Source organism: Flavobacterium humi (genome assembly GCF_004745595.1).
Lineage (GTDB): Bacteria > Bacteroidota > Bacteroidia > Flavobacteriales > Flavobacteriaceae > Flavobacterium > Flavobacterium humi.
Window position 1 is genome coordinate 235,116 of the sequence record NZ_SRLH01000003.1, and the last position, 20,251, is coordinate 255,366.

Annotated in this window: 13 protein-coding genes; 3 read left to right on the top strand and 10 right to left on the bottom strand. The window is 42.3% G+C overall.

The features are described 5' to 3' along the window. Positions 1-7: 7 nt before the first annotated feature. The 5 genes from E4635_RS06410 to E4635_RS06430 all read right to left on the bottom strand — a co-directional run bounded on the left by E4635_RS06410 (position 8) and on the right by E4635_RS06430 (position 11,641). Positions 8-943 (bottom strand): PorP/SprF family type IX secretion system membrane protein, encoded by a 936-nt coding sequence (locus tag E4635_RS06410; protein WP_135525801.1) that lies wholly within the window; start codon positions 941-943, stop codon positions 8-10. A gap of 51 nt (positions 944-994) precedes the next feature. Beyond that, complete coding sequence (locus E4635_RS06415) at positions 995-8,083, bottom strand: Ig-like domain-containing protein (RefSeq protein ID WP_135525802.1); 7,089 nt, start codon at positions 8,081-8,083, stop codon at positions 995-997. Between the two features lie 523 nt (positions 8,084-8,606). After that, positions 8,607-9,269, bottom strand: a complete 663-nt coding sequence (locus E4635_RS06420) for a response regulator (protein ID WP_135525803.1) — start codon at positions 9,267-9,269, stop codon at positions 8,607-8,609. 30 nt (positions 9,270-9,299) lie between these two features. Further along, positions 9,300-11,339, bottom strand: coding sequence for an ATP-binding protein (locus E4635_RS06425; RefSeq protein WP_135525804.1), 2,040 nt, complete (start codon positions 11,337-11,339; stop codon positions 9,300-9,302). Positions 11,340-11,431: 92 nt separating this feature from the next. Next, on the bottom strand, positions 11,432-11,641 hold the full coding sequence (locus tag E4635_RS06430; protein ID WP_135525805.1) for a hypothetical protein: 210 nt from the start codon (positions 11,639-11,641) through the stop codon (positions 11,432-11,434). A gap of 285 nt (positions 11,642-11,926) precedes the next feature. On the opposite strand from E4635_RS06430, the gene E4635_RS06435 reads away from it, so the two are divergent. Genes E4635_RS06435 through E4635_RS06445 form a run of 3 tightly spaced genes read left to right on the top strand, consistent with a single transcriptional unit; the run spans position 11,927 to position 13,779 of the window. After that, positions 11,927-12,652 (top strand): metallophosphoesterase family protein, encoded by a 726-nt coding sequence (locus E4635_RS06435; RefSeq protein WP_135525806.1) that lies wholly within the window; start codon positions 11,927-11,929, stop codon positions 12,650-12,652. 42 nt (positions 12,653-12,694) lie between these two features. Continuing rightward, a complete protein-coding gene (locus E4635_RS06440) occupies positions 12,695-13,192 on the top strand; it encodes a DUF6646 family protein (protein ID WP_135525807.1) in 498 nt (165 codons plus the stop codon). A gap of 2 nt (positions 13,193-13,194) precedes the next feature. Continuing rightward, complete coding sequence (locus E4635_RS06445) at positions 13,195-13,779, top strand: PhnA domain-containing protein (protein ID WP_135525808.1); 585 nt, start codon at positions 13,195-13,197, stop codon at positions 13,777-13,779. 31 nt (positions 13,780-13,810) lie between these two features. Here the strand turns inward: E4635_RS06445 and E4635_RS06450 are convergent, their stop codons facing one another. The 5 genes from E4635_RS06450 to E4635_RS06470 form a co-directional block, all read right to left on the bottom strand. Next, positions 13,811-15,190, bottom strand: a complete 1,380-nt coding sequence (locus E4635_RS06450) for a PcfJ domain-containing protein (protein WP_135525809.1) — start codon at positions 15,188-15,190, stop codon at positions 13,811-13,813. Between the two features lie 462 nt (positions 15,191-15,652). Further along, entirely contained in the window at positions 15,653-17,206 is a 1,554-nt protein-coding gene (amaB, locus tag E4635_RS06455) for an L-piperidine-6-carboxylate dehydrogenase (RefSeq protein WP_135525810.1), read from the bottom strand. Between the two features lie 165 nt (positions 17,207-17,371). Further along, on the bottom strand, positions 17,372-18,298 hold the full coding sequence (locus E4635_RS06460) for a magnesium transporter CorA family protein (RefSeq protein WP_135525811.1): 927 nt from the start codon (positions 18,296-18,298) through the stop codon (positions 17,372-17,374). A 158-nt stretch (positions 18,299-18,456) separates the two neighbouring features. Then, a complete protein-coding gene (locus E4635_RS06465) occupies positions 18,457-18,975 on the bottom strand; it encodes a 3-hydroxyanthranilate 3,4-dioxygenase (protein WP_135525812.1) in 519 nt (172 codons plus the stop codon). Positions 18,976-19,145: 170 nt separating this feature from the next. Beyond that, the gene (locus E4635_RS06470) at positions 19,146-20,246 is read right to left on the bottom strand and encodes an endonuclease/exonuclease/phosphatase family protein (protein WP_135525813.1); all 1,101 of its coding nucleotides are present in this window, start codon (positions 20,244-20,246) and stop codon (positions 19,146-19,148) included. Positions 20,247-20,251 lie beyond the last annotated feature (5 nt).

Sequence of the window (20,251 nt, forward strand, 5' to 3'; positions counted from 1 at the left end):
TTTTTAATTAGAAGAATCGAGGAGATTTAATGGCTGTAGATTTCTGAGGCAATTGATAACGAAGGATGATCTCATGGGTTCCGTCGTTATACTTGTTGAGTTTTGTCACGGTATAATCAAAGGAATAGCCTGCAAAAAAGCTTTTCGAAATCTGGAACCCAACCAGTGCGCTCACCGAATCGTCCCATCGGTAAGAAGCCCCCAGGGTGAGTTTTTCCTGCAATAGGAAATTAGCAGAAACATCTGTGGCCAACGGTGCCCCACCTACCGCCTTTACTAAAACAGATGGCTTGAATTTCAAATTATCCGAAATGGTAAAAACATATCCTCCAATGAAATAATAGTGCAGCTTATCTGAAATCACAGATTCCTGGATATCATCATAATAATCGTACCGGATGAAATTAGGAACCGAAAGCCCCAAATACCAATTATCCGAATACAAATAAGCTCCCGTCCCAACTAAAGGCATAATCTTATTTTCAATATTATTGTTTAGCAGGACATCGTCACTATTGTAAAACCTCCCTTTTGACCAGTCGATATTCAGCATTCTTACTCCGGCTTTTAACCCAAAGGCAAGTTTGGTTTTGTAACTGGTTTCAATGGTGTACGAAAAATTTCCCGAAGCAAACTGCTCGCTTGACGGGCCAATATCATCACTGATGATATTGAGCCCTAGTCCAATTTTCTGATTCCCGATCGGGGCATGGATCCCTATCGTCCCTGTTTTCGGTGCTCCGGAAAAACCAACCCACTGGCTGCGAAGCAATAAGTTCGCCTCGAGTGCCCCTGTTGAGCCGGTATAACCGGGATTGACCGTGATGGTGTTATACATATACTGTGTATATCCCGGATCCTGTTGTGCTTGTACAATGGCTGCTGTAAAAAACAGTACTGTTAAAAAGCTTTTTGTGGTTATCTTTTTTATATTTAGTTTCATACGCTTTTCTATTTAGTTTTGAATATTCAGAAAGATGCTTTGTTATTAAAATTATCTTACAATTTGCAACCATCCGGTTTTTACACCTTTTGATTCACCAATATCGAATATATAATAATACGTTCCTGAAGGTAATTCCGTACCATCAAAGGTTCCTTTAACATTCGCAATTCCTTTCCAATTATTTTTATAACCATTAGTACTATAGACAAGGCTGCCGTATCGGTTATACACCTCTAGTTTGTTGTTCGGGTAATATTCGGCACACATGATGTTGAAGAAGTCATTCGAGCCGTCTTCATTTGGTGTAAATTCATTGAAAATAACCAAACACAATGGCCCTAATGAAACTCCGGCCACATTTCCATCGTCCGGATCTATAGGGTCCGACATATCAATTGTAGCGGTATTGTCATGGATTCCTTCAAACAATACTTTAACCGTAAGGGTCAATGTAGCCACTTCATTAGCGTTCAACACCGGAATGGTCCAGATTCCCGTAACCGGATTGTAAGTACCGTGGGAAGCCACATAGCTTACATATTGGAACCCGGATTGGATCTGTTCGTTTACAATTACATTATGGAATTGTGTGGATCCGACATTGCTCACCTTGATGGTAAAAACTACATTTTCATCCACAAAAGGAGTCATGTTATCTGCCGTTTTGGTAATGGTCAGGTTGGAACAGGTGGCCACAGTCACATTAGAAGTTGTACTGCTGCCGCTACATCCATTCGTATCAACAAAAGCGACACTGATGGATTCATTTCCTATCTGATCCCAGGAAACCGTTACCGAATTATCCGTTGCCGTTCCGCCGCTGATGATATTTCCACCACTGGTAACATTCCAGCTGTAATTCGTCATCCCGGCGTTAGTAGTATACGTTACCGGCTCATTGATACAAACTGTTGGGGTTCCTCCTGTTATAACAGCCGGTATGCCAGCGTAAAACTGAATCGTAACCGCAAGGCGGATAGAGCTTTCACAACCGCTTACAGGATCAACCTGAGATGCATAATAAGTGGTGCCGCTTACCAATAAAGTAGTGGGTGCCAAAACAGTCCCGCCAGTAGCCGTAGTATACCAAACCACTCCGGTACCCGTTACCTGGATATCCGCAATTGTTGCATTGGATGAAGAACAGAAATCCTGGGTGGCATCAGTGGTGGTTGGAGGAGCTGCATTATTTATTTGAACCGTAACAGCCAAACGGATAGAACTCACACATCCGCCAACCGCACTCACTTGAGAAGCATAGTAGGTCATTCCGTTAACCAAAGCCGTGGTAGGCGCTATGACATTTCCACCGGTAGCGGCATCGTACCAAACTATTCCGGTTCCGTTGACCTGGATATTGGCCACCGTTGGATTATTAATCAAACAGAAATCCTGCGTCGTATCATTTGTAGTTGGAGTTGTCCCGTCATTTATCTGAACAGTAACCGCCAATCGTATAGAGCTTTCGCAACCGTTAACCGGATCTATTTGTGAAGCATAATAAACCATTCCGTTGACCAAAGCCGTGGTAGGCGCTACAATATTTCCACCGGTAGCGGCATCGTACCAGACAATTCCTGTCCCCGTGACCTGGATATTGGACACCGTTGGATTTGTCAGCAAACAAAATCCTTGAGTGGTATTGCTCGTTGTTGGGGTGGCACCATCGTTCACCTGAACGGTAACCGCCAATCTTACGGAGCTCACGCAGCCGCTTACCGGATCTGTCTGTGAGGCGTAATAAACCATTCCGTTAACCAAGGCCGTAGTTGGCGCCACAATATTTCCGCCGGTAGCAGCATCATACCAGACAATTGTCGTACCCGTTACTTGGATGTTGGCCACTGTTGGGGTATTGATCAAACAGAAATCCTGCGTCGTATCTAAAGTCGTTGGTGTGGCACCATCGTTCACCTGGACGGTAACTGCCAATCGTATGGAGCTTTCACAACCGTTAACCGGATCTATTTGTGAGGCATAATAAACCATTCCGTTGACCAAAGCTGTGGTTGGCGCTATAATATTTCCGCCGGTAGCAGCATCATACCAGACAATTGTCGTACCCGTTACTTGAATGTTGGCCACTGTTGGGGTATTGATCAAACAGAAATCCTGCGTCGTATCTAAAGTCGTTGGTGTGGCGCCATCGTTCACCTGGACGGTAACCGCCAATCGTATGGAACTTTCACAACCGTTAACCGGATCTATTTGTGAAGCGTAATAAACCATTCCGTTGACCAAAGCCGTGGTTGGCGCTACAACATTTCCGCCGGTAGCGGCATCGTACCAAATAATTGTAGTACCCGTTACCTGGATGTTGGCCACCGTTGGAGTATTGATCAAACAGAAATCCTGTGTCGTGTCTAAAGTGGTTGGTGTGGCACCATCATTCACCTGGACAGTAACCGCCAATCGTATGGAACTTTCACAACCGTTAACCGGATCTATTTGTGAGGCGTAATAAACCATTCCGTTGACCAAAGCCGTGGTTGGCGCTACAATATTTCCGCCGGTAGCGGCATCGTACCAAATAATTGTAGTACCCGTTACCTGGATGTTGGCCACCGTTGGAGTATTGATCAAACAAAAATCCTGCGTCGTGTCTAATGTGGTTGGTGTAGCACCATCATTCACCTGGACGGTAACCGCCAATCGTATGGAACTTTCACAACCGTTAACCGGATCTATTTGTGAAGCGTAATAAACCATTCCGTTGACCAAAGCCGTGGTTGGCGCTATAATATTTCCGCCGGTAGCGGCATCGTACCAGACAATTGTCGTACCCGTTACTTGGATGTTGGCCACCGTTGGGTTATTTATCAAACAAAAATCCTGCGTCGTGTCTAAAGTCGTTGGTGTGGCACCATCGTTCACCTGGACGGTAACCGCCAATCGTATGGAGCTTTCGCATCCGGTAATGGCATCCGTTTGTGTGGCATAATAGATCATTCCGTTGACCAAAGCCGTAGTTGGCGCTACAACATTTCCGCCGGTAGCGGCATCGTACCAAATAATTGTAGTACCCGTTACCTGGATGTTGGCCACCGTTGGAGTATTGATCAAACAGAAATCCTGAGTCGTGTCTAAAGTGGTTGGTGTTGGAGTATCGTTGATAATTACTGATACATCCTGAAAAGTCCCGGCTATATTTTGACAAGTCGTATCACTTGAAATCGAAACATAATAAGTATAAGGGCTGTTGGTTGCCGTTAGCCCGGAGATAGTCAATGCGCCGTTTGCGGCTATACTGTACGTAACCCCGCTAAAGGTTCCGTTTACGATTGGCAGCGTGGTATCGTTTGTAAAATACCAATTGTAAACCGGATTTGCCAATATCGTGGCGGGCTGCAGGACTACATCCGTATTCAAGCATTGCTGGACATCATTTATAGTGATATCATTGGCTACAGAAAAAGGAAGGATTGTAAATGTGATTTCCGCTCTTTCATTCTGCAGTGTTTCACAAAATTCATCTGAACTTACCCCAACATAATATGTATAAGTGCCCGGCACTAAACCCGTCAGGTTCAACGTTGCGGATGTTTCCCCAGGAATGGCGATCTGGTTGATCCCATCGGAACTATACCAGTGGAATACAGGATTAGTCAGCACCGGTAAGCTGTTCAGCTGGGCTGTTAATGTTACCGCTCCGTTGGCACTGCAAAATACCGTATCTGTGCCGGAATTTATTAAGATACTGCCAATGGCCACTTCAGGAGCCGTAGCACCTACGATTATTGTTATTTTCGTTCTTGATAACACCTCACATCCATTGCGGACAGGTTGTATGTAGAAATCATGTGAACCTACTGACAATGTGTTTGGCACTATAAAAGTTGATCCTGTTGCCACAACTGTTCCTCCATATTCCGAATCGTACCAGGTGTATGTAGTACAAGGCTGCGGAGCAATTGAAACCGTGTCGCCGAAACAAACTTCGATAATATTGTCTCCTCCACTTCCTACAACATCAATAAGGGCTTCTCTTTTGACCATGTGTACCTGAAGGAAATCCAATACATTGGCAGGCCCTCCAAACCGGATTCTGACGCGGTCAAAAGCCGGTGATTGCGAATTGGAAACCAAAAGCACTTCGGCTCCGCCATTTAATAATTCTGTGTTGAGGAATGCCCCGTTAACTTCCATCAAATCCCCGACAGGAGTATTTCCCATGTAACGCTGGATCGTAAATCCGAATAACAGGCCAACGGTTAATTGTGTCCCCGGTTTCGATATTTTGATTTTCAGGATGTCATTTCCTTGTGAAGGTGTGGAGAATTTTACGGTCATTTCGGCTGCAGCCAAAACACCAACGGTTTTATACAAAGTGGCAAAAGTCGCTTCGTCATTGTCAACGGCATTCCACGGATTTTGGACAGCTACCAGCGAGGTCAATGCTCCGACACCCAAATCGACTGCTCCGTAAAATATATCTTCGACATCTCCGGAAGGGCAAACAATAGGATCTGCTTCTTTTGTATAATACGCTTCGTATACTTTTATGTTTTGTGCAACGCTTAGAACCGATCCCACAATAATCCTCACACCATCGTAAGCCTGTGGGCCGGAACCGTTTGCCGGAACAAAAGTATATTCGAAACTGTTTTCGCCCGGAAGCAAATTAAGAAGGTCTCCCGAAATGGGCTGTATTGTACCGATATCAATAGGATTACCGACACCATTCCTTTTTGTCCCAACTACTGAAACCGCTCCTATCAAAGCCAAGCCGCTGTATTCCGAACCTAATTTTATGGTAAGGGGCGTACCGGCCGCTATGGTCGTATTCCATTCTAATGTTTGCCAGGTAGTACCAATGCCCAGAAGCCCAAGGCCAGTAATTATGGTAGAGTTTGTTTGCAGGTTATGGTCAATGGCTGCAGCACCGTTAACCACACCGCCCGTGATTATGGAATCACTGCTTTGTGTGTCAGCGAAAACTTTTTCCATCATAACCGGACATGCATTAGGATCCAGCACAATGACTGTTACCGACAGGCTTTTCGAACATAAACCATTATTGGCCACTACCGTAAAAGTATAAGTCCCGGCTTGTGTAAATGGCCCGGCTATATTGGAAGCCAAAGCAGTTCCGTTTTGATCATACCAGACAATTGGTGCATTCGAAGTAGATAGCAATGTGACTGTCTCACCGATATTGGCAGAATAACTTGTTGGGGAAACCCCTAGTTGAGGCAATGGATTAACAGTCACATTTACTTGTTCTTTATCTGAAGCACAGGTCTGCGCCGTATTTGACGCCTGAATATAGTAAATACCGCTTGCTTGTATGTTTGATGCCTGGCTGCCTGTTATCGGCATATCGGCTGCATCGTAAAAAGTATATACCGTATCTCCTGAAGTATCGAAATTAACAATGGCATCCCTTAGGTTTACAAATCCGCAACCTGTAATCGAGGCCTGTACGTCAAGGGTTGTTTCTGTTGGAGCCGTAACCTGAACCGGTTGCAAGGTATTGATGGCATTTTCGCAGGTCCCGCTTACTTCTATCGAAACATAATAGGTAATAGGCGTATTGCCCATAGTTAATCCGCTTATTGTCAATGCACCAGTTATATTGTCTTTCACATAGGTTATCCCCGGATGGCCGCTAAACCCAGTAGTAATTTCCTGTGCTTTTAGCTGATCGGTATAATAATGGAAAGCCGAATTCGGAATTAGGGTCGTAGGTGCTAAAACAGCAACTCCAAGACAGGATGCCTGTATGGCCGCATCAATGGTAATATCTGAAGCAATCGGCACTGGAACAACATTGATGACCACCGGGATCCTTTCCGAATCTACGGTACAGCCTATTTTTCTGGCTGCTACATAAACTGTTGTTGTAGTTGCCAATGCCCCTGTGGTATAACTTCCGTTATAAGCCGTCACGGCAAGAGGCACACCACCAACCGGCCCCGCATACCAAACCAGTTCGTTGGTATTGGCTGTTAAGGCAGATACTGTTGCGGTCTGGCCACTGCACACGGTTATGTTCTGGCTGGCAACATCTATTACCGGAGGCGCCGGAGACCTGGTTATCTCGTATAATTTTAATGTTTTTACAATATTGAGCTGTAACAATGATGAAATGGTCACTTTTACCCTATCAAAAGGTTGCCCCGGCGATAAAGGAATTGTTACTTTCTGGCTCGTACTTAAAAGCTGTAACAGGTCAAGGTTTACCTCATTGCCAAGATCGTGGGTAAAAACGACGGTTGAGCCGTTAAGCGCTTCGACCTTGATACCATCGGCCAACCCTAAATTCAATATGGATGGGTCATCTATTTGTACTGTAATATGGAATTGATCCGTGGCGTTCGAAAGCGAAGAAAAATAAACCGTCTGGCTGATATTTCCCGCAAGGGTCAAAGCGCCCATGCTAACTTGTGAGAATGTATTCGGATTCCCGTCTATGGCATTTTTAGGGGTTGCCACTCCGGCTCCGCCAAGGCCTAAAATATCTATCGTTCCACCTGTACCGTCAAAAGACGTGGCGAAACTTTTATCGCAAACATCATAACCTTCCGTATAAAAAGCATAATAAACTGACATACTGTTGGCTGAGCCGAGCAGCAAAGCATCGGTAAAATCTTCAATTTCCAACCTGTCATAAGCAGCATTTGGTGTTATGGCTACATAGTAGTAACCGTTCTCGTCTACTATCAGCCGGACATTTTCATTGGAAAACCCCGAATGGCTGGATCCCGAAAGCACACTTGTCGCTCCGTTCTTTGCCTTTACGGTAAAATAATGGTCCCCCAAAACAACTGTTCCCAGCAAATCGGCCAAACCGCCGCCCAATCCTCCTCCCAATAAGGAATTCAGGGCATCGGTATTAAAACCTATCCTTATGTAAGAAGTTGTCCCGGCCGGCAAAGTCGTGGGAAATCCCAGTTCCAGCCTTCCGCTATAACTGCCTATCCCTACTGCTATACCGCCATAGGAATTAAGTGTAGCGAAGGTGTTGTCATTCAGGATCGCATTGGATTCGTTATTGACATGACTGTGGGAAATTACCTGATTGGCGTACACATAGCTTACTTGTGCGCTTACATCAGTTTGAGAAAAAAAAACGAGTAAGATAGAGATGTAAAATGTTCTGACATAATAATCCCAAATTGTAGAATTCCTATTCATAAGCAATAATTTAATTGTTCTTAACTCAGTGAATTACAGGAGTTTGTTCGTAGGCAGTCAAATCCTATAGAATGAACTTCTTGTTATTTGGAACAAAATGCATGTTCCCAAACAAAACAATAAATATTTAACAATAATGTAATAGACTATAATTTGGGGGGTATTTCAAAAAACGTATTTGTAACTTAAATACTGTTAAAAAAATTAAACCGGTTCGAAAGAACTGTAACAATCCTTTCAAGTAAAATATAATTAAACTTGTTTATGCGTGCGCGGTAAGACTTATGGGAGAAAACATAAAATGCAATGACACTCTTTTCATAATGTTCTGTTTTGGATCGTCATTATACTAAAGTAGGTACTATGTTTGTATCAAAGTTATCTTATTTTTAATTAGTTATGTTACGGTTTTACCGTATTAAATGTTAAGGTTTGGATTTGCAAGGGTTCCAAACCGGGGTTTTAGGCACAAAAAAAGGGATTCCGATTGGGATCCCTTTTTCAGAAAGAAAGGAAAAAAGGTTTAGATCAAGCCTAGTTTTTTAGCTTCCCTGATAATATCTTCGTCTGTCCCTTTTTCGATACAGAAATAATCCTTTATCTGGACCTTCCTTTTTTCGATGGAACTGATGGACAGGTTCAGGTGGTTGGGAAGGTTTTTCGTTTTTATACCCTGCGCAAGAAGCGTTATGATTTGACGGTTGAAATTGTCCAGGTATACTTTCTTTGACAGCAATTCTTTCAAACATTGTTTAACGGTCATACTGTGGTAGGTTTCCCCATTGACAATCATATCAAAGGCGGTAAGCAATTCTTCAGCGCTGAAATCGCTTTTAACCAGCAATCCGGCAGGTTCGATATTCCGTAAGATATTGTATAGCAAAAGTGCCTCGGTATGCGAGGTAAGGATGGCTATTTTACTGTTGGGCATATGCTTTTTGACCAGCATCGCCAAATCTTCACCGGAGTTGATGTTTTTTTCTTCAAATGGAGGCAAGCTGTAATCCAGGAAAATCAAATCGAAAAAATTCGACTTTGCCTTATTTGTGATAATCTCATAAGCGCTTTCGCAATTATGGGCTGCCGTGGTTTCTATTTCATATCCTAAAGCATTATAAGACAGAATAATTTTATATCCCTCGATCATTGAAGGATGGTCATCTACCATGAGAATTTTTAATACCATACGTGTTTTATAAACTATTGTGAAACAAATTTATGCCGGGATATAAATATCGATTTGGGTTCCTTCTCCCTTTTGGGACTGAAACTGGATGTCACCACCGACTATTTTAATCCTGGACTGCATATTTTTAAGGCCAATGCCTTCTTTTGTCTTCTTGACATCAAAACCAATCCCGTCGTCCGCTATTTCTATGTGAATGCGATTGCCCAGTTTTGTAAGGGTTGCCCGGACGTTTTTGGCTTTGGCATACTTATTAATGTTTTGCAATGATTCCTGGAATATCCTGTAAAGGTGCATTTTGGTGGTGCTTTCCACTTCCTCCCAATTGATGGCAGAATCCGTTTCCAGGTGGTAATTGGCTTCGGAAATGCTTTTTTGCTCTTCAAAAAGGGAATCCACAATTGTTTCAAAGCTGTCTTTCCCGGAGAAAATATCTTTGCTCAAATCATGGGAAATGCTCCGTATCTCTTTTTCTATGTTTTGGATGTTTTCAATATGCGAAAGGCATTTTTTTATCGTTTCCTCATCTGTCCTTTTGCTCAGGATGAACAGATTCAGACGGGTACTGGTCAGTTTGCTCATTACCCCGTCGTGGAGTTCCTGGGCAATTCGTTTTTTCTCATTTTGCCGGCCTTCCTCAATTTTATTTTGCTGCTCAAGCATCAACTGATAGATTTGCTCATTGGCCTCCTGTTGGTCTTTTTCGAACTGCAATTCCTTATTTCTGGCGTGTTGGACTTTAGTAATATACAATAATACGATGATCAATAATAAGACCGAACTTAGTCCTAAAATTAACCATCTTTGTGATGAAATCTTATTTTTTTCCGCTTCGATATTGTTCTTTTGAGTCAGGATTTCATCTGTCTCGAACTCTATCCTTGCAAATTTGTTCCGTGTGGCCCGCTCCATGTTCTGGAGGCTGTCGCTCAATTTGATGTAATTCCTGTTATGGACTGCTGCTTTTTTAGGGTCGATTTTAGCCAAAAGTTCCAAAGAGGCTAATTCGTCCCTGTAATTTTTTGTTTCACTCGCCTTTGCTTTGGCATCGTTTATAAATTCCAAAGCTTTGGTAGTATCTTTTTGGGCAAGATAATATTCGGCTAAATGTATTTTGTTGATGACGATACCCGGTAAAATCTGTAAACTGTCCCGTATCCGCAATGATTTTTTAAACATCGGAGAGACCGTATTATTTCCCATTTTGAATTTAGAGTAGGCTAAATTATCAATAATGGCGGCAAATATTGCCGGATGGATTTTATCCAGGTCATTGATTTGTAAAGCGTTTTGATAGGTTTCAACCGCTTTTCCATATTGCTTTAAATGCTGGTAAACAACACCAATATTATTGAATGTCTGTGCTTTTAAGATCTCATACTGAGGTTCTTTTTTTAAATTTTCCAGCTCTGAAAAGGCCTTTTGGTGGTATTCAAGGGATTTATTGAAATCATCCATCCCAAGCAAGGAACTTCCCAGATTCACATTACATTCATACGACAGCATTTTTGCGTCTATCTCTTTGGCCAGGCCCAATGCCCGGATGGTTGCTATCTCACTTCCTATATAATTCCTTTCGGTAAGCATTATATAGGCTTTGTATAAAATAGTCTTGGCAAGGTTTTCCTTGTCGTTTAACTTCCGGTATAGTTTTTCAGCCTTTGAATAGTAATAATAGGCACTGTCATTGTTGGCTTTTTCAAAATAAAAATCCCCGATATAGTACAGTGCTTTCGGGATACTTAACGTATCGTTGCTTTGTAATGCCAGCGAGTAGGACTTCCTGCTCACATTCAAATATTTATCCAATTCGTAAAGCTCAAAATACCGGTTCGCGATTTTAAAATGGTTCCTTCTGTTCAAAGAATCATTTTTTGTCTTGCTTACCATTTCAAAAGCCTTGTCCGTATAATCGAGACGCTCTTTTTTGGAATACGCTTCATTGCGGGCTTTTGACAGCAAGGTATCGAGGTTCCTTGCAGACAAATCGTCCAGCTTTTCTTTTTTCTCATCCGAGCAACTGGCAAGGAAAAGAAAAAAAACGAAAAGGAAATAAATTTTACGGTTCAAATTAATTAATTTGGTTAAAGATGACACACAAATTTAAACAAAATTTAATTGCCCGAAAACGATTACAAAAGTAATTTCGACGGTTCCCCGAATTAATCTTGTTTTGGCTTAACAATAGGATCAACTGTAACAACTGGAGGGATTTCCTCGTCACCATCTTTACCAGATACACTTGCGCTATTGTTTAGTGTGGTATTTTCTGAAACCTGAGTGGTATTGTTTTCGTCAATTTCGTCAACTGAACAAGAGGTTAAAGCACCAAAACAAACTACAAAGCCTAGGGTAAATAAAAATTTTTTCATAATATTAATAATTAAATTGATTAAAACTTGTTTTTGGAAACATCAAAGATGGAAATGACTGATTCAGAGAGTTTAAAAAACTTACATTATCTTTTATTTCATCCGTGTTGTTTTTTATGTTATAATTTTATTCAAAATTATAACCCTTTGAATAATCAATTTTATGGTTTTACCTCGTATTTTGTTAAATAAATTTTCATGCCGGAAAAAGCAGCAAAACCGATCTGTTTTTTTAAGAAAGGGATTCGCTATTTTTTGTAAATTTCGGAATATAATTTGATTAAAATGAGAACATTAGTAATAGGCGACATACATGGTGGCCTTATTGCCTTACAACAAATACTTCAACGAGCTAAAATAACACCCAGAGACACGTTGATTTTTCTTGGCGATTATGTCGATGGATGGAGCCAATCCCCTCAGGTACTGGACTTTCTGATCCAGCTTGACAGTACCCATAATTGTATTTTTATCCGTGGAAACCATGACGAACTGGCCGTGCACTGGCTACAGAACAATCACAACAACCCCATGTGGTACGAACATGGAGGCAGATCAACCGTATTGGCTTATGAATCTGTTCCGGAAAAAACAAGGCAAAAACACATTGATTTCCTTCTTGCCCTGAAAAATTACCACCTGGACGAGCAGAACAGGCTATTTGTACATGCCGGATTCACGAACCTGAAAGGTGTCACCATAGAACATTTCCCCCGGATGCTGTATTGGGACAGGACGCTTTGGGAACTTGCCCTTTCTTTCAATGCCCAATTAAGCCGCGATTCTGTTTTTTACCCGAAACGGTTGTTGCTCTACGACGAAATTTTTATCGGGCATACGCCTGTTTCCCAAATCAATGAAACCACACCGGTCAACAAAGCCAATGTCTGGAACGTTGATACCGGGGCAGCTTTTAACGGCCCGCTGACCATTATGGATATTCACACTAAGGAATTTTGGCAAAGCGACCCTGTAAGCAGTCTCTATCCTGATGAAAAAGGCCGGAATTAAAAGGAACTTTCTTATCTTTGTCCTCAATTAAAATTTTTGAAAATGAAAAAAATCATCACACTTATTGCTGTGTTTACAGCCTGTTTAGCAAATGCTCAAGCGTTTAAAGGAAAAGGAGACATCAAATTCCAGGTGGGTGCCAATATCCAGCAAGATGCAACAGGTATTACTTCTACAGCCGATTTTGGGTTAGGTGAAAACATGTCATTTGGTTTTCAGGTTACCTATTTGCTATCTGCCAACAAATATTTGGATTTCAGTCCGGAGTTTGGAGACAGGGCAGATGTCAGGGCACGTTTCAATGCAAATCTGGGCAATGTTATAAATGTAGATGATAAATTCGATGTATATCCTGGACTGGATCTGGGCTTACGGAATTTCGGAGGGCACGTGGGAGCGCGGTATTTCTTTACCGACGGATTTGGTGTGTTTACCGAAGCCGCTTTCCCTATCGCGAAATACGATACTACAGACAATGAGCTTTTTGACAATTACAACAACCAGTTCAATGTAAGCATAGGAATGTCTTTTAACCTGTAATAATGAGCGTACTAGAGAAGAAATTAAAAGACAGGAGCGATTCCAAATGCGAATTGTGCGGCAACAGCCATGACTTAAAGGCCTATCTTGTACCGCCTGCTTCCACAGGAAATTTGGAAGACAGTATCCTGGCGTGCGCCACTTGCATCAACCAGATTGAAAATCCGGAAACCACCGATGCCAACCATTGGCGCTGCTTAAGCGACAGCATGTGGAATGAAAACAAACCCGTCCAGGTTGTAGCCTGGCGGATGCTGACCAGGTTGCGTACAGAAGGCTGGCCACAGGATTTGCTAGACATGATGTACCTTGATGAAGAAACCCAGGAATGGGCTTCTGCTACTGGTGAAGGCGATGACGAAGAAGGCAAAATCGTCCATAAGGATTCGAACGGCAATATCCTAAAAGACGGAGATTCTGTAGTACTGATTAAAGATTTGGATGTAAAAGGAGCAACTTTTACTGCAAAAAGAGGCGCGCCGGTCCATAATATCAAATTGGTCTGGGACAACGCCGGGCAAATCGAAGGCCGCGTAGAAGGGCAGCATATTGTCATTTTGACACAATATGTAAAAAAAACGAAATAAAAATCAAAAGAGTCCCGGTTGGGACTCTTTTTTATTTGGACAATACGATACAGATTTTTGCCAAAGCAAAGAGGATATAAAACAGCCATTTCCAGTTGATTTCATCCGCATCATTCCTTCGCTCTGCGCGGTACTCCCTAAATACTGCAGGAGCCGGTTGTGGAATGTGGGCTTCGTTTCCATGTTCGTATTCGTCATAATCCAATGCCAGTTTTTCTTTTCCGGCCCATTCCTTTAGGATCCCTTCCGCTTCAAGGGAAATGTTGTCGTTGTATTTCGCCTTTGCCTGGACAATGGATTTACAATACAGATCAATTTCAATTGTAGCCAGGATTTCGGTATTCCCGGAAACTTTTTTCCTCAAAGAAAAGATCGCAACCGCACCTTGCATGCAATCGTATTCGTATTCGGCAACGCAGTGGCTCATTTCATGGCCTTCTTCATACAACGCTTCGGAACTTATCAATTCGATAATGTTGTATTGGATGGTTTCTTCATGGGTTGCCACTTCTTTGCCGAAATGAGATATCCCGCTTGGTGCCCAGTCCGCCCTGTTTAAAGCATCCATTCTTTTGGCGTATTCTATATGCCATTCGCCAGATTGTTTCAACAAGGTTTTCCAGTTCCTGCCTTTCATAGAATACTCTTTATTTGCTTCCAATTGGTTTTGGATATAGAACAATACTTCCTGGACTTCATTATACGCCAACGTTTCCTGTTTTACCAAAAACCGGATGACCGTTCCCCAGAATTCCTCATGTTCAAAATGCTCGTTCAGACTACTCCAGGCGATGGTTTCAGCCATATCGGCAGAAGCACCATACCCTTTGGCTTGTGCCCACCTGATGGCTTTGGCAACACTATAATGAGCAGGCACATTCTGGAATTCGTGAGCCATTTTCCTGGTAAATGTTACCGGAAAGCCTTTTAAGGACAGGACACTTTCCCCTCTTCCCAATTGAATGTACCAGAACATGTGGATTTTGTTTTCCTCATAGAAAGCAGTTTCCAAAAATTCAGGAACTTCGTATCGGGCAAAACAATGCCTGATTAAAGAACTCATCTGGATCTCGGCCGCAACAGCTCCTTTTTCCCAGTTCCGGATTTCCCTTACTGATTTATTCCCAAAAGCGGCCATGTTTGCCAAAGTATTGATGCAAGCGGTTTCCCGTAACAACGCATAACAACCCTGAGCCTCCAAATGCAGCAACAAATCGCGGAATGTTTCTCTTTTCCAGGTATGCTTTGTTTGGCTCATTGACGCAAAACAAGTACCGATCACAGAGGCTAATGTCCCTTGATTCCCTACGGTTTTTGCGTTTTCTGTGAACAATCGCTCTACCAGCTGCGTAAATGCAGATTTTGGTTTTACAGCGAAATTGCCGGTCAATGTTAGTACAGTTGTTTCCATTTCTTTTTGTTTTTACATCTGATTCCTTTTTGGGTTATAAATAAAAACCCGGTTCTGTTTTCCAGAACCGGGCATGACATATCTCATGGCTGCTGCTTTAGGGCAGTGTTCCGGTTCCTGAAAGATTGAAATTGAATGACACCATTTGCGATGTTGTTGTTTTGTTATGTGATTTTTGCTGTTCCATACGGGCATAAAAAAACCCGAAACATAGTTTCGGGCTTGTTATATAGCATCGTTTATCGTCTACTTATCTTTTACCAAACCCAAAACCGCACGAAAGGAAATCGCTTCCTTCGTTTAATTGTCCGTATGTTGATTTGATAAAAGGCATTGTTTTTTGTTTTAATCGGGGCAAAAGTAAGTCTTTTAACGGATTGCCAAAATTTTGGGGTCAATTTAGAATTAAACTAAAAAAGCGTTCCGGATTGGGAACGCTTTTTTTCTTTTATTTTCTGAAGATTACAAATCAAATTTGATTCCTTGTGCCAATGGCAAACTTGTCGTATAATTGATTGTATTGGTTTGTCTTCTCATATAAATCTTCCAGGCATCTGAACCAGACTCACGGCCACCGCCGGTTTCTTTTTCCCCACCAAAAGCACCTCCGATTTCAGCTCCGGAAGTTCCGATGTTTACGTTTGCAATTCCACAATCGGAACCTGCAACAGATAAGAAACGTTCTGCCTCACGCAAATTGTTGGTCATGATCGCAGAAGATAATCCTTGTGCTACACCATTTTGAAGGTCAATCGCATTTTCTACATCTCCGGAATATTTCAATAGGTATAAAACAGGTGCGAAGGTTTCGTGCTGAACGATTTCAAATGCATTGTCCGCTTCTGCGATAGCCGGTTTTACATAACAGCCGCTTTCGTATCCTTCTCCTGAAAGAACGCCGCCTTCTACCAATATTTTACCACCTTCGGCCACAACTTTTGTAAGTGCCTGGTTGTACATTTCAACAGCATGCGTATCGATTAGCGGACCAACGTGGTTGTTCTGATCTAATGGATTTCCGATTCTCAATTGTTTGTAAGCGGCCACTACGGCATCTTTCACTTTATCATAAATACTATCGTGGATGATCAGACGACGGGTTGAAGTACATCTTTGCCCGGCCGTTCCAACTGCTCCGAAAACAGCTCCGATTACAGTCATTTTGATGTCGGCATCCGGAGTTACGATGATGGCATTGTTTCCTCCTAATTCCAATAATGATTTCCCTAAACGACCGGCAACTGCCTGCGCAACGATTTTACCCATTCGGGTGGAACCTGTAGCGGAAACCAATGGCACGCGTTTATCAGCAGTCATTAATTCTCCAATTTTATAATCTCCGTTGATCAAACAAGAGATTCCTTCCGGAAGGTTGTTTTCCTTTAAAACTTCTGCAATGATATTCTGGCAGGCAATTCCGCAAAGTGGTGTTTTTTCAGAAGGTTTCCAAACACAAACATCTCCGCAGATCCAAGCCAAAGCGGTATTCCAGGCCCAAACCGCTACCGGGAAGTTGAACGCGGAAATAATCCCTACAACTCCCATCGGGTGGTACTGCTCATACATCCTGTGCCCCGGACGCTCGGAGTGCATGGTCAAACCGTGCAACTGGCGGGACAAACCTACTGCGAAATCACAGATATCGATCATCTCCTGAACTTCTCCTAAACCTTCCTGGTAGGATTTCCCCATTTCGTAAGAAACCAGTTTCCCTAAAGCTTCTTTGTGCTTGCGTAGTTTTTCACCAAACTGGCGAACGATTTCCCCACGCTGCGGCGCCGGCATCAAACGGAATGTTTTGAAAGCTTCCGTAGCCGATTGCATTACTTTTTCGTAATCTGCAGCTGTAGATGCTTTTACTTTACCGATTAATTGCCCGTCTACCGGTGAATGGCTTTCGAAAACCTCTCCGTTGGAAAACCAGTTATTTCCTGTAGAGGTTCCTTCGTTTATTGCTTTTACGCCTAATTGCGCTAATGCTTCGGTCATGCCGAATTGTTGTGCTATTGTTGACATTTTAACTATTTTATCGTTTTTTGTTATATTTTTCGCAAATGTATGGTTTTTTGTTTAATCGTGGATTGGTTTCCGGGTAAAGTTATCGCTAGCCCTGATGGAAACGGCATCCTTTTTATTCTTTCTTTAAGAATGAAAAGATAGAGTGTACAGCAGGAACAGCTCCTAAAACAAATTCTTTTTCTTAAACATGAATACACCAAAAATAGAAATTATCAGGGAAATAAGCAGGATAATCCAAAAACCAAACGGATTGCCCTGCAGGTTGTTCGGGACGTTCATGCCGTACAAACTGGCTACCAATGTCGGGATCATCAGTATGATGGAGATAGACGTTAGTTTTTTCATGATAATGTTCAGGTTATTCGAAATGACCGAAGCGTAGGCATCCATCATCCCGGTGAGGATGTTGCTGTACACATTTGTGGTTTCTTCGGCCTGGCGTAATTCGATCTCGACATCTTCGAGCAAATCCGGATCCAAGGCACCGGCCTGGCTCTTGAGGTTTTTGATCCTGTGGAATAAAATATCGTTGCCTTTTAAGGAGGTAATGAAGAAAACAAGGCATTTTTCTATTTGCAGCAATGCCTGCAGCTCTTCGTTCTTGATCGATTTTTCCAGGTTGTGTTCGGCCAGTTTGATCCGTTGGTTGATGTGTTTCAGGTATTTTTGGAACCAGACGCTGGAAGACAAAAGTAATTTCAGTACCAGGTCGAAATGGTTCTTGACCGTAATTTTCTTGCGTTGTGTATACAGGACAAAATCGGAAAGCATATCGGTTTGCTGGAAACAAAGCGACACAAAAACATCATCCTTGAAGATCAGGCCTAGTGGCACAGTGCTAAAAGGTAGTTTTTCATCGTTGCTCTTGAAAGGGATCCTTATAATGATCAGGCACCAGCCGTTTTCGGTTTCAATCCTCGGGCGTTCGTCAAAATCTTCAATATCATTGTAAAAAGCTTCCGGAACCTGCAACTCCTGAAGAAGGTATTGGGTTTCGTCCCGGTTTGGGCAGACTACGTTGATCCAGCAGTTGTTTTCGGAATTTTCGGTTTGTAATAACCCGTTGTTGTTTTTGTAAAAAGTAATCATAATGCAAAGCGCTGTTTTGGGATAGCGTTTGCAAATAAGCAACGCTATTCCTGTTTATCTTTCGTTTTCCTTGAATAATCGTCCATGAGGATTCTTAATTTTTTTGCGAAAGTAAAGCTTTTTAAATACAAAAACTCATAATTATTTCTTAACAATGCCTAAAGCGGTTCCATGACGGTACCACATTGCGTGCATGTCCTTAGGGTTTTCGAGGCATAAAAATGGTTGAAGTGCTTTTGGAAATCATTTTCGATATCGTTCAAACCGAAATACACTTCGTGCAGTTTATGGTTGCAGTTCTCGCAAAACCACAATAATCCGTCTTTTGCCCCGATGTCATTGCGCTTCCTTTCCACAACCAACCCTATGGAATTTGCCTCCCTTACCGGGGAATGGGGAATTTTGGCCGGATGCAGGTACATATCTCCCGCAGAAAGCCGCATGGCTACTTTCTTGCCTTCATCCTGGACATAAACGGTAATATCACCTTCAAGCTGATAGAACAATTCTTCGGTTTCATTGTAATGGTAGTCTTTCCGGTTGTTGGGCCCAGCTACGATCATGACGATATAGTCCCCGGAATCAACGTACAGGTTTTTGTTGCCTACGGGCGGTTTTAGAAGATGCCTGTTTTCTTCAATCCATTTCGTAAGGTTAAAAGGTTTCGCGATTGCCATATGCTTATAGTTTTAAATGTAAAGTTATGAAATCACCATAAATCAAAACCACAATTGCACATAATTATAAAAGCGGCCCGGGCTTGCGAACTGGCGAAGCATAGCAAATATGGCTGCCTACTGTTTATATGAAATAAAAAAAGGCTGGGAAAATCCAGCCTTTGGTAGTTTTATTTTACTTCCTTGATTAAGTAAATATACGTCGGGAAGTGGTCGCTAAACCCAACTTCTGTCATCGAATGGCGTAGCGGGTATCCTTTATACTGCCCGGTAGTGGTAATCAGGAAAGGTTTGTTGTAAATCCCGGCTTTCCAATACCTCCAGGAAGAATAATCTTCTTTGATAAGCGGTTCGGTAACCATTATGATATCAAAAATATCCCAGGCATCACGATATCCGATGGTTCCCATTCCTTTATTGGCCATGCTTTCGAAAGGATTGTAAACGCCATACGGCTCTACTTCCGATTTTTTGCCTTTGGCACCTATTTCAACCTTGACACTTTTATTGAAACTTCCGTCATTCAAATCCCCAAGTATGATTACTTTGGCATCCGGTTTGATCCTTTGCAGGGAATCTGTGATTTTTCTGGTTAGTGCCGCCGCCGCTTCTCTAAGGGGAGCACTTTTCTTTTCACCTCCGGAACGCGATGGCCAGTGGCAAACGATAACATTGATTTCTTCTCCGTCTAATAATCCTGTAACCAGCAATTGGTCACGGGTATAAATCCTTCTGTCGTTTCCTGAAGCTGCCGTAACGTCGTCCGTTTTCTCTTCGGCTTCTTTTTTATCCTTGCCTTTGTCTTCTTCCTTATATATATAAAGAGGCACATTGATGTAACTTGTCGGTTTGAAGTGTTTCTTTTGGTATAAAAGGCCTACATCGATCCCACGTTTGTCCGGTGAATCGAAATGAACGATACCATAATCTTTATCAATCAGTTTAGGCTGTTTTATCAAATCTTCAAGAACACCGCGGTTTTCAATTTCGGAAGCTCCGATAAGTACCGGAGGGTTCGGGTTTTCACCTGTTCCGATTTCCGCCAAGACACGGCTTAGGTTCGCCAGTTTCTTTTTATACTTTTCCCCTGTCCATCTCTGAAGTCCGTTAGGCAGCCATTCTTCATCATTATTAGGCCCGTTGATGGTATCAAAAAGGTTTTCCAGGTTATAAAAAGCAACTGTCTGGACAGCAAATTTCTTCGTCTGGGCTTTCACGTTTACTGTTAAGGACAATAGAAATAAAATAGTGAAAAAATTTCTAATTTTCATAAATA